Origin of the sequence: Massilia sp. MP_M2, assembly GCF_039123635.1 — a bacterium.
Classification (GTDB): Bacteria; Pseudomonadota; Gammaproteobacteria; order Burkholderiales; family Burkholderiaceae_D; genus Telluria.
The window spans coordinates 286790-301942 of sequence record NZ_JBCHJF010000003.1 but is presented as its reverse complement, the minus strand read 5'-3'; the positions used below and the strand labels follow the sequence as shown (position 1 = coordinate 301942).

Annotated in this window: 14 protein-coding genes; 10 read left to right on the top strand and 4 right to left on the bottom strand. The window is 59.1% G+C overall.

Going from position 1 to position 15153, the window contains the following annotated elements:
* Nucleotides 1–11 precede the first annotated feature (11 nt).
* Nucleotides 12–2588, bottom strand: coding sequence for a glycoside hydrolase family 3 C-terminal domain-containing protein (locus tag RCH14_RS09085; RefSeq protein WP_343025805.1), 2577 nt, complete (start codon nucleotides 2586–2588; stop codon nucleotides 12–14).
* A gap of 380 nt (nucleotides 2589–2968) precedes the next feature.
* Here RCH14_RS09085 and RCH14_RS09080 point away from each other — a divergent pair, with 380 nt between their 5' ends.
* The gene (locus RCH14_RS09080; RefSeq protein WP_343025804.1) at nucleotides 2969–4402 is read left to right on the top strand and encodes a histidine kinase; all 1434 of its coding nucleotides are present in this window, start codon (nucleotides 2969–2971) and stop codon (nucleotides 4400–4402) included.
* Between the two features lies 1 nt (nucleotide 4403).
* Complete coding sequence (locus RCH14_RS09075) at nucleotides 4404–5087, top strand: response regulator transcription factor (protein WP_343025803.1); 684 nt, start codon at nucleotides 4404–4406, stop codon at nucleotides 5085–5087.
* 166 nt (nucleotides 5088–5253) lie between these two features.
* Here the strand turns inward: RCH14_RS09075 and RCH14_RS09070 are convergent, their stop codons facing one another.
* Nucleotides 5254–6207, bottom strand: a complete 954-nt coding sequence (locus RCH14_RS09070) for a LysR family transcriptional regulator (protein WP_343025802.1) — start codon at nucleotides 6205–6207, stop codon at nucleotides 5254–5256.
* Nucleotides 6208–6292: 85 nt separating this feature from the next.
* Here RCH14_RS09070 and RCH14_RS09065 point away from each other — a divergent pair, with 85 nt between their 5' ends.
* Genes RCH14_RS09065 through RCH14_RS09055 form a run of 3 tightly spaced genes read left to right on the top strand, consistent with a single transcriptional unit; the run spans nucleotide 6293 to nucleotide 8305 of the window.
* A complete protein-coding gene (locus RCH14_RS09065; protein WP_343025801.1) occupies nucleotides 6293–6928 on the top strand; it encodes a DsbA family protein in 636 nt (211 codons plus the stop codon).
* Between the two features lie 59 nt (nucleotides 6929–6987).
* Complete coding sequence (locus RCH14_RS09060; protein WP_343025800.1) at nucleotides 6988–7887, top strand: MBL fold metallo-hydrolase; 900 nt, start codon at nucleotides 6988–6990, stop codon at nucleotides 7885–7887.
* A 4-nt stretch (nucleotides 7888–7891) separates the two neighbouring features.
* Nucleotides 7892–8305 (top strand): nuclear transport factor 2 family protein, encoded by a 414-nt coding sequence (locus RCH14_RS09055; protein WP_343025799.1) that lies wholly within the window; start codon nucleotides 7892–7894, stop codon nucleotides 8303–8305.
* 77 nt (nucleotides 8306–8382) lie between these two features.
* Here the strand turns inward: RCH14_RS09055 and glmS are convergent, their stop codons facing one another.
* Nucleotides 8383–10212, bottom strand: coding sequence for a glutamine--fructose-6-phosphate transaminase (isomerizing) (gene glmS / locus RCH14_RS09050; protein WP_343025798.1), 1830 nt, complete (start codon nucleotides 10210–10212; stop codon nucleotides 8383–8385).
* A gap of 155 nt (nucleotides 10213–10367) precedes the next feature.
* Between glmS and RCH14_RS09045 the strand changes: the two genes are divergently transcribed.
* Nucleotides 10368–10844 (top strand): Lrp/AsnC family transcriptional regulator, encoded by a 477-nt coding sequence (locus tag RCH14_RS09045; RefSeq protein ID WP_343025797.1) that lies wholly within the window; start codon nucleotides 10368–10370, stop codon nucleotides 10842–10844.
* A gap of 135 nt (nucleotides 10845–10979) precedes the next feature.
* On the opposite strand, the gene glmU is transcribed toward RCH14_RS09045, so the two are convergent.
* Nucleotides 10980–12356: a bifunctional UDP-N-acetylglucosamine diphosphorylase/glucosamine-1-phosphate N-acetyltransferase GlmU gene (glmU, locus tag RCH14_RS09040; RefSeq protein WP_343025796.1), complete on the bottom strand. Its 1377-nt coding sequence runs from the start codon at nucleotides 12354–12356 to the stop codon at nucleotides 10980–10982.
* A gap of 25 nt (nucleotides 12357–12381) precedes the next feature.
* Here glmU and RCH14_RS09035 point away from each other — a divergent pair, with 25 nt between their 5' ends.
* From RCH14_RS09035 to RCH14_RS09020, 4 genes are all read left to right on the top strand, one after another.
* A complete protein-coding gene (locus RCH14_RS09035) occupies nucleotides 12382–13275 on the top strand; it encodes a DUF6279 family lipoprotein (RefSeq protein WP_343025795.1) in 894 nt (297 codons plus the stop codon).
* A gap of 78 nt (nucleotides 13276–13353) precedes the next feature.
* Nucleotides 13354–14010, top strand: a complete 657-nt coding sequence (gene rsmD / locus RCH14_RS09030; protein ID WP_407070066.1) for a 16S rRNA (guanine(966)-N(2))-methyltransferase RsmD — start codon at nucleotides 13354–13356, stop codon at nucleotides 14008–14010.
* A gap of 123 nt (nucleotides 14011–14133) precedes the next feature.
* The gene (gene coaD, locus RCH14_RS09025) at nucleotides 14134–14634 is read left to right on the top strand and encodes a pantetheine-phosphate adenylyltransferase (protein ID WP_343025794.1); all 501 of its coding nucleotides are present in this window, start codon (nucleotides 14134–14136) and stop codon (nucleotides 14632–14634) included.
* A 16-nt stretch (nucleotides 14635–14650) separates the two neighbouring features.
* Entirely contained in the window at nucleotides 14651–14911 is a 261-nt protein-coding gene (locus RCH14_RS09020; RefSeq protein ID WP_343025793.1) for a YfhL family 4Fe-4S dicluster ferredoxin, read from the top strand.
* The last annotated feature ends 242 nt before the right edge of the window (nucleotides 14912–15153 follow it).

Sequence of the window (15153 nt, the reverse complement as noted above, 5' to 3'; positions counted from 1 at the left end):
CGTGCGAGTCCTTAAAGAGTGCCGCTGAACAGTTTAGGCGTGTAGGTAAAGGCGCCTTTGGATGGATTGGTGAACGTGACCGTGACCGTGGTGGTGGCGCCAGGCGCGATGCTGCCCGGCAGCGTGACATACGACACGCCGTCCGTGACGCCGCTTCGGTTATCCAGCTGCACGCCTGCGGCCAGGCCTTCAAAGCGGAAAGTCAATGGGCCTTCGAGCGCTTCACCCGTCGTGTTCGTGAATTTCACAGTGCCGGCGTATTTGCCGGTGACACGGTTCGCGGCCAAGCCGGACTGCTCGATCTTGACCCGCGACGTGACATTGACGAAAGTAGGGGCGGCGGCACTGACCTGGGCCACTTTGGTCAGGCGCAGATCGCGCGACGATGCGCCGACCGTGAACATGTGCTCGCCGTTGACGATGCGCCAATCGGACGATTTGACGTCCCATATCGAGAATGGGCGGTTGCTGGACTTGCCATCGACCGTAATCTGGACGACACGTTGCTCACCCGGTGCGAGCTCGATGCGGTCGAATCCCACCATTCGCTTGCCCGGTTCCGCCGCCGCAGCAGGCAAGGTCAGGTACACCTGAGGAACTTCTGCGCCCGCGACCTTGCCAGTGTTACCCACGGTGAATCTGACGTTGTAGCTTGGGGCTGCGCTTCCAGGCTGATCGTCGGTGGTGACTTCCAGGTCCGAATAAACAAAGCTCGTGTACGACAGGCCATGGCCGAAGGCGAACAGCGGCGCGATCTTCTTTGCGTCATACCAGCGATAGCCAACCTTCAGACCCTCCTTGTAATTCACCTGGCGGATTTCGTTCGAGCGAACTGCGCGCGTGGTGGAGCCGTCAGCAAAGGTGCCGGGATAGGCATCGTTCGGCGTGCCGCCGGTTGGCAGGTCCGCCAGATTCTTCATGAACGTGACAGGCAGTTTTCCCGATGGATTAACGTCGCCAAATAACAGACCGGCCATCGCTTCGCCGCCTCTCACACCGGACCACCACATTTCAAGAATCGAGGGCACACGGTCGGCCCACGGCATGAGTACCGGGCCGGCGGTTTGCAGCAGCACGACGGTGTTCGGATTCGCCGCTGCTACTGCCGTGACAAGTTCATCCCCTTTGGAGAACAGATTCAGATTTGGCAGATCGAAAAACTCGCCGGCCCGGTTATAACCAAAAACAACAACGACGTCAGCAGAAGCCGCAACCTTTGCCGCAGCGGCCACATCGCTGCCGCCATCGAACACAACGGTATTTCCCTCCTGCGCAGCGCGTGCCGTAATTGCGTCGAGCGGCGAGGTGCCACGGCAGTCGTACAGCACAGGTCCGGCGCTAGGATCGCCGAAGAGCGGTGCCGTGCATACCGTTTCTGCGCTGATGCCATTCGTCGGCGAATTCGATACCGTAGGACCGATCAGTGCAATACGCTTGCCTGACAATTTCAATGGCAACACATTGCGTTCGTTTTTCAGCAGTACCGCACCCTTCTCGGCCATTTCCTGAGCTACTGCAAAATGCTCACTCTTGCGCGCATCATGATCGCGCCCCGACTCCGGTAGCGTGTTGTCCATCAAGCCATTGGCGAACTTTGCATAGACAACGTGGTAAGCCGCCTTGCGAATCTGTGCTTCCGTGATTTGTCCAGCTGCCATCGCCTCACGGAGTTTGGCCGGGGCAAAGAACTTCGGCAAACTCAATTCTTGACTCAGGCCAGCGCGCAGGGATGCAGCAGTTGAGTGTTGTGATCCGTTATCCGTCACCACCAAGCCCTTGAACCCAATCTGATCGCGCAGGATTTTGGTCAGAAGGGTCGGGTGCTCGCAGCTGAAAATCCCGTTGAGCTGATTAAAGCCGCACATGACCCCTGCTGGTTGGCCAATGTCGAAAGCGATTGCGTACGGCAACAAGTAAATTTGCTGCAGCGTCCGCTCATCGATATTCGATGAGCTGGTCGCACGCTCCAGCTCCTGTTGGTTACCGACAAAATGCTTCAGGATCGCGGCAACAGGCTGATTTGGATTGCTTTCCCGCAGTGCTTTAACCCACACGCCAGCAAGCTTGCCTGCAAGGTAGGGATCCTCGCCGAGGTACTCGGCATTACGGCCACCCCATGGGTGACGGACAATATCAATGCCGGGGGCCAGCAGTGTGTTGTATTGCTTGCTCCAGGCTTCGTCGGCCATGGCCGCACCTTTTTTACGGGTCAACTCGAGATCCCAGCTCGCAGCCTGGGCTACCGGAACGGGAAATCCGGTCGTCCCCCACAGGTAGGCAATTCCCCACGGACCATCGACATCCGCATGAAATCCAACGCAGGGGACCTGGGCTGGATACGCGACGCCACCGAATGACATCGTGAAATTTTCATTCGCCGACGCTTCGTTCAGCCAGCGCATTACCTGATCGAGCGACGACCCTTCCAATAGCAGGTTGGTACGTTCTTCCGGCGTTTTTGTGGTGTCCATCCACGGGCATGCAGCGCCTGCAGGCGCTGCGGTCTGACCAGCAGCCAATGCAGTAGTACAAAAGATTCCTGCACAGGCGGCAGCAATCAGGTTGGCCAGTAACTTACGATGTATCATCTGTTTTCCGATTAATGGAGTGGGCTCGTTCAGTCGATGACTGCTCATCGCTGGACTGTACGAACGCGCAAATTTTGTACTCGGCGTCTTCGAGGATATCGCTGACCGGGTCAGGATTCGCTCGAGAGTGCCATCTGAAATTGTCTACATTGCAATTTTATATGCCATTCAGATATTGCAAATCAGTCAATAGGATGGTTCTGTCTCAGCCTTTAGACTGATCTCCGTGCAGTCCTGCAGGTAAAAAATCGCGTTGATGTCGGTCTTGAGGAACAGCGACCGTTGGACTTTTAGCAAGGCAACTTTTGGCATTTGTTATTTCGCGCTGGGCACGACGCCCGCGTGCTGTGGTCGCTGCGGTCTTCCGATGGCGGCACAGCATGTTCTGGACGCTCGTGCCAACGATGGTTCTCGTGTCATACGGCTGCGCCGCCCTCTTGATCGTGCTTGCCACTGTCGACGAAGACGGCAGGCTTCGTAAAGCGCTCGCGCCATCGTTGATGCGTGCAGGCTTCGAGTCCGGGCTGACATCACCCAAGTTTGGCTGGATGCACGACGCCGCCTATCCTGCCGCCTGCGTCGATTCCTTGTCTGTGTTGTCGGACTCGGTACTTGGCAAAGTCATGGGTGACCTGACCGCGGATGGCAACTTCAACGGCTCTCTGCATGCCGTCAGGTCGGGACGGCTCATCGTGTCGCTGAGGCGGGCCGACGGCGCCACCTGTACGTTTCCATCGCCTGAAGTCCGCCTGCACGACGGCCTGAAGGAGCAGATCCGCGCTGCCGCTCAGCCGACGCGCAGCGCACCAACCGGGCAGATCGCAGAGCTGCCTGACGGATGGACCAGCGTGACGAAGTTCGCCGTGGCCGGCGCAAGCGATGCCGTGCTGACCGTCGGGGTCCATATCATGTCGCCGAAGACCAAACTCCAGCGACCCGCATGGACCTACAGCGGGCTCATGAAGCTGATCTTCAGCATCAACACCGTCGCCGCGCTGGTCCTTCTAGTAATGCTGGTCAGACGGATCAGACGCGCTGATCATGCCGCGGAGCGTTGGACGTCCGGCGACCTTGATATTCGTATCGCGGAGCGGGGAAAGGACGAACTAGCCAGGCTCACGCACAAGTTCGACCTGATGGCCGATGCAATGTCGGGTGTAATCCAGATGAAGCAGGAACTGGCAGTTGCTGAAGAGCGCAATCGACTTGCGCGTGACTTGCATGACTCCGCCAAGCAACGGGCATTTGCCCTGAACCTGCAGCTGTCGGCACTGCGTCAACTCATGCCGCCAGACACAAAAGGCGCAACGCTGATCACATCGGCATTGTCGCTGACAGGCCAGTTGCAGCAGGATCTGGGGAGCGTGATTCGGCGCCTGAGCGCGCCGACCCTGGCGGAATCGGGCTTTCGTCGAATGCTTTGCGAGAGCATCGAGGCCATGCTGGCAAGCAGCAACATCGCCTTGTCGCTATCGCTGAACGATGATGCGGATGCGGCGCTGACGAACAGACCGGAAGTCGCCCAGCAATTGTTTCTGATTACGATCGAGGCGGTGGGAAATGTATTGAAGCACGCCGGCTGCAAGACATGTGCGATCTCTGGTGAACAATCCGGCGACTGCTTTATCTGGCGTATCACCGACGATGGCGTCGGCTTGTCATTATCTGAAGGAAGGACCAATGGCATGGGCTTGGCCAATATGAAACTACGCGCCCTTGGGCTTGAAGAAGGCGGGCTGGACATCCAGCCAATCAACAGCGATGGTGGCGGCACCATCGTGACCGTTACTTTCCGTCTGAACCGGTCTGACTGACATGAATTCAACGATTTTATTGGTCGACGATCATGGCATCGTACGACAGGGAATGGCGGCGCTGCTGTCTACCACGAAGGACTTGACCGTTGTCGGCGAGGCCGGCGATGGGCCGCAAGCCATCGACATAGCGCGCAAACTCACCCCTGACGTCGTCATGCTTGACCTCCTGATGCCCGGGATGAACGGCGTCGCCGTTATCTCGGCACTACGGGCAGTCAGCCCGCGCAGCAAAATCGCCGTGCTGACCTCATCCGAGGATGAGCACCTGGCATTTGCCGCCATCGAAGCGGGCGCACACGCTTTTCTTTTGAAATCAATGGCCGGCGACGATATCCTGCATGCGATCAGACGCGTCATCGATGATGAAGCGGTCATCCATCCTCTGGTCACCCAGCGCATACTGGGCCTGGTCCGCACGATGCGGCAGCCACGGGTCGATCCATTTGCCGTGTTGAGTGAACGGGAGCGGGATGTCCTGCGCTCGCTGGCGGAAGGCGCCAGCAATGCACGCTTGGCCGAAATGCTGGCAATCAGCATTAAAACGGTCAAGACGCACATTGGCAGCATCCTTGGCAAGCTCGAACTGACCGATCGGACTGAAGCAGTGGCATTCGCCTGGCGACATGGCTTGATCCACCAGGAAGTGCGCTCGCCCGAGGCGCCGGCGGGCAAACAGCGGTGACGGCAGCCAGATCCTCAAGTCGTGGCGCCACCGGACGCATCATCGCGTGATCCAGACATCGGTGAAAACAGAATCCCGGTTTCGCGTCCTCTCTCTCGATAGGCCATCACCGGAAGAACTGCGAGCAGGCGCGGCGCCGTATCTACAATTGCTCGAACGTGCTGTATTAACCTGGTGCCTCACTCGCATAGCGTGCTTTTTCTTGACTCGCCAACACGTCTACGAAAGCGCGCACCTTGACTGGACGAAAACGCGCAGACGGGAAAACGACGTGAATACCCCCTACTGGTAACTGCCATTGCGGTAGCACATGAATCAAACGGCCGGTTGCCAGATCGTCGGCGATCGCGAAATCGGGGAGCACCGATAGACCAACGCCTTGCAGGACCGCTTCGCGCACCGCCAACGTGGTGTCGAGAAAAATCGAGGCCTGCCCGCTAAGGCTGATCCGCTCAGTCTCGCGACGTGTGAAATCCCATCGCAACGGCTCTCGCAAAGCCGTATTGGCGACAAATGGCAGATCAGCCAATTGCTCCGGGCTTGTCAATTTTTCAATCTTGGAACGAAGAGCTCGCGGCGCCACAAGCAATTGACGAAAAGTTCCAATTTGGCGCGCCTGCAAATCGCTGTCCTTCAACCATCCAACGCGAATCGCCAGTTCGATGCTGCCCGACATCAGGTCCAGCGTTTGATCACTAAAAACAGCATCGACTTTGCAGTCCGGGTAGCGCTTGGAAAAGGCAGCAATTGCTGGAACGACGCGACTGATGCCGTAATCAAACGGTGCAGTCAGCTTGAGCGTGCCGACGGGGTCAACGACGGCCTCTCCCAGTTCACCGAACGCCTCTTCAGCTTCGCCAAGAATGCGCGCACAGCGCACATAGAACGCCTGCCCGGACTCGGTGGGCTGCACTTTGCGCGTGGTTCGTACCAGTAATGAGGTACGGAACTCTTGCTCCAGGCGCGCCACCTGCTGGCTCACCACGGCCTTCGTGATGCCAAGGCGCTCGGCGGCAGCGGTGAATGATCCAGTTTCCACGACGGCGGCAAAATACGCCAGGCGCCGCAGATTGCTGAGTTCACCGAGTCGAACCTCATTCTTATTGTATGTATTTGCCATACGGATCGTATATCACGTATGTATTTAAAGTTCAATCGAATAACGTTAGGATCGATGTCATTGGGACCCTTGCATGGAGTTAGTGATGAACACGACACTGTATTATTTATTTGATCCCCTTTGCGGCTGGTGCTACGGCGCAGTGCCCGCACTCACCGCAGTGGCGGCGGCTGGGATCAATGTCGAATTGCTGCCGACCGGCTTGTTTTCAGGCTCGGGGTCACGCGCGATGGATGATGATTTCGCCAGTTTCGCGTGGAACAACGACCAGCGCATCAACCACCTTTCCGGCCAGCGCTTTACCGAGAATTATCACCAGTCGGTGCTGGCGAATCGCCAGCAGCGATTCAACAGCGAACCGGCCAGTCTGGCACTGACCGCAGTGGCGCTGACCAGCCCTGAGCATGGCCTGGCGACGCTCAAAGCCATTCAACACGCGCGCTTTGTCGATGGCCGTGACGTAACGGACTGGCCTACGCTGGGCGCCATATTGCGGCAGGCCGGTCTTCAGGACGCCGCTGACGCGCTGGCGCAGCGCAGCCAGGCCATGCTTGAAGCGCACCACCTGCGCGTCGCCCAGGCCCGCGCCATGATGGACGAATTGCACGCCACAGGTGTGCCCACTTTTGTTGGCGTATCGCGCAGCAGGCGCTGGCTACTGCACAGTAATGGCATCTATGCGGCGCCGAACGCCTTGTTGGGGCAATTGCAGGCGGCTTGAGCGGCAGAGACGATGTACCCGGTAATTCAATTTCCAATCATATTGAAAGCGAGAAGAGCATGATGACAAGACGCGATATGTTGAAAACCGCCGCCGCGACCGGCGTTGCAACGACCATGATGGGCAGCGAGTTGGCCCTGGCGGCGAACAAGGGCTTGACTCAAGCGCATTTCCCGGCCGGTGAACATGGTTTCTTTCGCGCGCCAGTGCTGATCAGTGGCGCCAGCGACGCTATCCTGATCGACGCAGGATTTACTTTCCCCGATGCGAAAACGCTGATCGCGGCGATCCAGAAAACCGGCAAAAAACTCACCACGGTCTACATCAGCCAAAGCGATCCGGATTACTACTTTGGACTAAGTCCAATCAAGGCCGCCTTCCCGCAAGCGCGCATCGTCGCTGCCTCGGCGACCATCGCCGCGATCAAGGCCAGCGTCGACAAAAAACTGGCGACCTGGGGTCCCCAGCTCAAAGAAAATGGTCCGCAATCCATGGCTGACATCGTCATCCCGGAAGCATTTGATGGTCCCGCACTGGATGTGGAAGGCCACAGCATCGACATCGTCAATGCGGATGGCCTCGAGAATCGTCGCTATCTGTGGGCACCGTCATTAAAAGCGGTCTTTGGCGGTGTGCTGGTGTTCTCCGGCACCCACGTCTGGACGGCCGACACCGCGACCGTGGCAGCGCGGGCGAGCTGGATCAAGAATCTGGATGCCATGGCAGCACGCAAACCGATCACTGTTATTCCCGGCCACATGACGCCCGCAGCTGCCATCGATATCTCGGCCATCGCGTTTACTCGCGACTACCTGGTCGCGTTCGACAAAGAGCTGGCGAAGGCTGGCAATAGTGCCGAGCTGATTGCCGCCATGACCAAGCGCTATCCGGAGTTGGGCATGGGCATTGCGCTGCAGATTGGCGCCAAAGTCGCCAAAGGCGAGATGCCGTGGGGTTGATGCGATGACGACCAATCTGGACATCATCCGCGCCACCTATGAAGGGGTGGCGGAAGAAAATGGAAAAAACCTGATGGCCTCACTTGCCGACGATGTGGTGTGGACCGAGGCCGCGGGCTTCCCCTATGCAGGCACTTATCACGGTCCACAGGCGATCATTGACAATGTGTTTCAGCGGCTGACTAACGAGTGGATCGATTATCAGGCCAAGGTCCACACCTACTTATCGGAAGGTGATCATGTAGCTGCCTTTGGTGTGTACTCAGGCATTTATCGTAAAACAGGCATTGCGATGAAGGCCACCTTTGCGCATTTGTACAGGCTGAAAGAAGGAAAAATTATCAGCATGGAACAATACGTCGATAGCGCCACAGTCGTGCGGGCAATGGATCCTGCGTGGCCTTTGAAAGGCGAATAACGCTTTCACAAACTGGGCCAAGAAGGGACCGGCGCGGCGGGCCGTATTGGATGAACAGCACGGCCTTCATCGATGACTTACTCGACCGTCACCGACTTCGCCAGATTGCGCGGCTTGTCCACATCGGTCCCACGCGCCAGCGCCGTGTGATACGCCAGCAACTGCAGCGCTGCCACGTGCAGGATCGGTGACAGCAAACCGTAGTGCTCAGGCAAACGAATCACGTGCAGGCCATCGCCCGACGTGATGCGCGAATCGACGTCGGCGAACACGTACAGCTGACCACCGCGCGCGCGCACTTCCTGCATGTTCGACTTCAGCTTTTCCAGCAGCGCGTCGTTCGGCGCGATCGTGACCACCGGCATCTCTTCGGTCACCAGCGCCAGCGGGCCGTGCTTGAGTTCGCCAGCTGGATACGCTTCGGCGTGGATGTACGAAATCTCCTTGAGCTTCAGCGCGCCTTCCAGCGCGATCGGGTAGTGAATACCGCGACCCAGGAAGAGGGCGTTTTCCTTGCGGGCGAAGTCGTCGGCCCAGGCGATGATCTGCGGCTCTAACGCCAGCACTGCGGACAGCGCGACCGGCAGGTGTCGCATCTGCTTGAGGTACTCGGCTTCTTCGGCATCGGTCAGGCGACCGTTGACCTGGGCCAGCGTCAGCGTCAACAGGAACAAGGCGGCCAGCTGGGTCGTGAATGCCTTGGTCGAGGCCACGCCGACTTCGACACCGGCGCGCGTGATGTAAGCCAGCTTGCACTCGCGCACCATGGCGCTCGTCGAGACGTTGCAGATGGTCAGCGTGTGTTCCATGCCCAGGCTGCGCGCATGCTTGAGCGCGGCAAGGGTGTCAGCCGTTTCGCCGCTCTGGGTGATGGTCACGACCAGCGTGTCGGGATGCGGCACGCTGTCGCGGTAGCGGTATTCGCTGGCGATCTCGACGCTCACAGGCACCTTGGCCACCGACTCGATCCAGTACTTGGCGGTCAGGCCCGCGTAGTAGCTGGTGCCGCAGGCCAGGATCAGCACGCGGTCGATTTTCTTGAACACCGGGAAGGCGCCGTCGCCGAACAGTTCCGGCATGATGCCGGTGACGCCTTCGAGCGTGTCACCGATCACGCGCGGCTGCTCGAAGATTTCTTTCTGCATGTAGTGGCGGTAAGGGCCGAGTTCGGCGGCGCCCGTGTGGGCGTGCACAGTCTTGACGTCGCGCTCGACCGGACGGCCGTCGACGTCGACGATCCAGTAACGTGCCAGTTGCAGGTCGACCACGTCGCCCTCTTCGAGGTAGATGATCTGGTCGGTCGTGCCAGCCAGCGCCATCGCGTCGGACGCGACGAAGTTCTCGTCCGTGCCCACGCCGACGATCAGTGGCGAGCCCTGGCGCGCGGCGATCACGCGGTGCGGTTCTTCGCGGCAGAACACGGCGATGGCGTAGGCGCCGTGCAGGCGCTTGACGGCTTGCTGCACGGTCTCGAACAGGTCGCCGTTGTACATGTGGTCGACCAGGTGGGCGATGACCTCGGTGTCGGTCTGGCTCACGAAAACGTAGCCCAGGCCGGTCAGTTCGGCGCGCAGTTCGTCGTGGTTTTCAATGATGCCGTTGTGAACCAGCGCAATGCGTGCATTGTCTTCGCTTGGCGAGAAGTGCGGGTGGGCATTGTGCGATGCCGGCGCGCCATGAGTGGCCCAGCGGGTGTGGGCGATCCCGGTGAAGCCTTCCAGATGTGCTTCCTTGACCTGCGCTTCCAGTTCGGCCACGCGCGACGTCGAGCGCGAGCGGGTCAGGCGGCCATCGACGTGAACGGCCACGCCGCAAGAATCATAGCCACGGTACTCGAGGCGCTTGAGACCCTCGATCAGGACAGGGGTAATGTTACGTTTTGCGACTGCTCCGACGATACCGCACATGGCTAACCTCACTTCAAAATATTTAATGAGTATTATCGTAGAGCAATTGCCATGAAATAAGCGTACAGTGTGCGGCTATATTTGTCATATTATTTCACTGGTAGTAGCCTGTGAAATTCTGTTTCATATAGTAGCTCTAAATACACTTAGATTTCATGCCAAACAATGCTCCGCCTGTCCTCGACGACGTCGATCGTCGCATTCTGACCATTCTGCAGGCTGACGCATCGCAGACGAACGCACAACTGGCGGCGCAGGTGCACGTGTCGCCGCCGACATGCCTGCGCCGGGTGAAGAACATGACGGACAGCGGCGTCATCCAGCGCCAGGTGGCAATTGTTGCCCCCGACAAGGTGGGGGCGAGCCTGAGCGCCATCGTCGAGATCACGCTCGACGTGCAGGCCGCCGAACGGATGGCCGAATTCGAGCGGTTGGCAGACACAGAGGCAGCGGTGCTGCAGTGCTACCGCGTGTCGCCCGGCCCGGATTTCGTGTTGATCGTGCAAGTGGCTGACATGCCGGCCTACCATGAGCTGGCGCACCGGCTGTTCACGGCGCACGCCAATGTGCGCAACGTGAAGGCCTATTTTGCGACTCACCGCAGCAAGTTCGAGACGCGCATTGCCGTGTAGTCAGGCCAGAACATCTACGCGAATGACTGTGGATAACAATGTGGATGACCACAGGGAAGAACCTGGGATAAGCACGGTATTACCTTGTGTTTATCTTGTTCATTTCCTGTGATTAGGCTGTGTACGGCCGGTGGATTACTTCTTGATTTTCACCGGACGCTTCCAGCCGTCGATGGTGACTTGCTTCGGACGCGACAGGGTCAGCTTGCCGGCTGGCGCATCCTTCGTCAGTGTCGTGCCGGCGGCCAGCGTGGCACCCTTGCCGACCGTGACCGGGGCGATCAGCTGGGTGTCGCTACCCACGAACACGTCGTCTTCGATCACGGTGCGGAACTTGTTGGCGCCGTCGTAATTGCAGGTGATGACGCCGGCGCCGATGTTGACGCGCGAACCGATGGTGGCGTCGCCCACGTACGCCAGGTGATTGGCCTTGCTGTGCGCGGCGACCGTGCTGTTCTTGACCTCGACGAAGTTCCCGATGTGGACATCTTCGCCAAGTGCCGTACCCGGCCGCAGGCGCGCGTACGGGCCGATCTGCGAGGCGGCGCCGATCGTGGCGTCCTCGATATGGCAGAGCGGCTTGATATTGGCGCCCGCGCCCACGGTGGCATTGACCAGCACGCAGTGCGCGCCGATGCGCACGCCATCGGCCAGCTCGACGCGGCCTTCGAACACGCAACCGACGTCAATCGTGACATCGCGGCCGCAAACGAGTTCACCGCGCACATCGATGCGCGCCGGATCCATCAAGGTCACGCCGCGTTCCAGCAGTGCGTGGGCAATATTCAATTGGTGACGGCGCTCGAGCTCGGCCAACTGCACCTTGCTGTTGACGCCCGCCACTTCCCATTCGCCGGACGGCTGGCTCGAGACGACCGGTACGCCGTCGGCCACGGCCTGGGCGACGATGTCGGTGAGGTAGTACTCGCCCTGGGCATTGGTGTTCGACAGGGCCGCCAGCCACTTCTTGAGGTGGCGGGTTGGAATCGCCATGATGCCGCTGTTGATTTCCTTGATGGCGCGTTCGGCCTCGGTCGCGTCTTTTTCTTCGACGATGCGCACGATCTTGCCGTCTTCACGCACGATGCGGCCCAGCCCGAATGGATTGGCCTGCTCGACGGTGAGAATACCCAGCTTGTCGCTACCTGCGACCTCGACCAGACGGCGCAGCGTGTCGATCGTGGTCAGGGGCACGTCGCCGTACAGCACGATCGTCGGCTGGTCGTCGTCCAGTTGCGGCAGCGCTTGCATGACGGCGTGACCGGTGCCCAGCTGCGGTTCCTGCAGCGCGGTAACGATCGTGCTGCCGGTGGATTCTGCCACTGTTGCGACCATCTCTGGCACCGCTGCGCCTCCATGTCCATAAATCACGCATAATTTCTGCGGACTCAGGCCATGCGCGGTATCGATGACGTGGCGCAAAAGGGGCTTACCAGCCAGTGGATGCAGTACTTTCGGCAAGGCAGATTGCATGCGTTTGCCCATACCGGCGGCGAGGATCACAACGTTCATAAGCCGTTCTCAAAAAGTTGAATATATGAAAAATTTTAGCATGCGCGATGGCGCTTTCCGACGTGCTTTCGCACTCCTGCTGCTTGCCATCACGGTCATGGCAGCCGGTTGCAGCTCGATTCGCTTCTCGTACAACCAGGGCGACACTTTACTGTACTGGTGGATGAATTCGTATGTCGACTTCGAAGGTCAACAGGCAGATGTGGCCAAGCGCGATATCAATGCCGTGTTCCAGTGGCACCGCAAGACCGAGTTGCGTGACTATGCTGCATTATTAGGCACGTTCAAACGTCAATTGGCTGGCAACCCGACCCAGGCCGACCTGCTGGGTGGCTACCGCGAAATTCGGGTACGCGCCGATCGCCTCGGCCAGCGCGCCGTGCCGGAACTGACGACGCTGGCCATGTCGATCACACCCGAGCAGATCACCCACATGGAGCGCAAGTTCAAGGACAAGAACGACGACTACCGCCGCAAGTTCATCGATGGCAGCGCCGACAAGCGCCAGCGCGCCCGTTTCAAGAAATCGATGGAACAGATGGAACTGTGGTTCGGGAACTTCAGCAGTGAACAAGAGGCGACCCTGCGCCGCGCGTCCGACCTGCGTCCGCTGGACAACAACCTGTGGCTGGAAGAGCGCCAGTACCGCCAGCGCCGCGTGCTGGCATTACTGACTGAGATCCACCAAAAGAAACTCAACCGCGAGCAAACTGCGGCGCGCGTATCCGGCTTGATGCGGGAACTGTCCAGCCGCATGGACTCGCCCGAACACAAGGGTTTCTATGATGCCAGCATCGATCACACCACCAAGTTCATCCTGACAGCGATCCGGATCGCGACGCCCAAGCAGAAAGACCATGCGCAGGAGCGCATCCAGGGCTGGATTGGTGATCTCGAGGCGCTGGCTGCCGGCAAATAAGCAGGCAAACAAGCACGCAGACAGGCACCCCAAGGGCGGCGCGCAATCGCATGTAAACCCCATGCTATAGTGCCGCCCATGCACAGAAAGTCCATCAATTCCAAGCCTGCCGGCCCCAAGCCGCACGGCGCGCCGCGCATGGCGCAGCACCAGGTCCGCATTATCGGCGGCGCGTTCAAACGAACCCTGCTCCCGGTCGTCGACGCCCTTGGCCTGCGGCCCACGCCGGACCGCGTCCGCGAGACTGTCTTCAACTGGATCAATCATCAGCTGGGCAATGACTGGGACGCCGCTACCGTGCTCGACCTGTACGCCGGTTCCGGTGCACTGGGCTTCGAAGCGGCCAGCCGCGGCGCAGCAGCGGTGCTGATGGTCGACAACCACAGCCCGGCGGTACGCCAGCTGGAAGCGAACCGCGACAAGCTCAAGGCAACCAGCGTCACCATCCTGCGCGTCGACGCCCTGACGCTCGTGCGTGACCTGGCTAGCCGTGGCCAGCGCTTTGACGTGATCTTTCTCGATCCACCCTACCAGCAAGACTTGCTGGCCAAGACTTTGCCGTTATGCATAGCGCTGCTGAAAGAGGGCGGCATGGTGTATGCCGAAGCCGAGACGCCGCTGCTGGCCGAAGGCGATGCGGTGCCCGAGTGGCTCGCAGGCTGGGAGGTCGTACGTGCGGACAAGGCAGGCATGGTCTACTATCATCTCCTCAAGCTGCAAGAAAAACACGCATGAGTTGTTGAAAGGCTGTGGAAACTGCACAGCCATTGGACAAACCGCGCCCCAAGCTGGGGCGAATGCCGGGTATTTAAGGCATAATGCGCGTTCTATCACGGTGTATTTTTCACAGGAGCCGCAATGGTTGTAGCTGTTTATCCAGGTACTTTCGATCCGCTCACCCGCGGCCACGAGGATTTGGTACGCCGCGCATCCGGCCTGTTCGACCGTCTGGTGGTCGGCGTTGCCGATAGCCGGAACAAGCGTCCCTTCTTCACGCTTGAAGAGCGGCTCGAAATCGCCAATGAAGTGCTGGGCCATTATCCGAACGTGCAGGTCGAGAGTTTCTCGGGTCTGCTCAAGGACTTCGTGCGCAAGCACGACGCCCGCGTGATCGTGCGCGGCCTGCGCGCGGTATCCGATTTCGAATACGAGTTCCAGATGGCGGGCATGAACCGCTACCTGCTGCCGGATGTCGAAACCCTGTTCCTGACCCCGTCCGACCAGTACCAGTTCATTTCGGGCACCATCGTGCGCGAAATCGCCATGCTGGGCGGCGACGTGTCCAAATTCGTTTTCCCATCGGTCGACCGCTGGCTGCAAAACAAGATCACCAGCCTGCCCCCAGCACCGGTCGTCTGATCCACCTGGAAGTACCATGGCCCTCCTGATTACCGACGACTGCATCAACTGCGACGTCTGCGAACCCGAATGCCCCAACGATGCCATTTCGATGGGCGAAGAGTATTACCAGATCAATCCGAACAAGTGCACCGAGTGTGTCGGGCACTTTGAAGAACCGCAGTGCCAACTTCTGTGCCCGGTCGCTTGCATCCCGCTCGACCCGGCCTGGCGCGAATCGCGCGAAGAACTCCTCATCAAGTACGAGCGTCTGACGGCTGACAAAGCCGCAGCCTGATCCCTTCTCTGGCCGACGCGTCTCTGTCGGCTTGCTTCTCCCTGCCGTCATCGCTTCATCGCTTCATCGCCAGCTGGCTTGACCCGCTGGCGTCTCCGTTCGCGTATTGAAATTGCCTGGCATCCCGTCTGACCCTCCAACGTTCTTCACGGTTACATTTATCTGGTACTTTCAGTAGCAAATTTCCCAACACCCTTTTTATTACTTATGGTTGTGCTATAAATTATATAAAATGTGAACTT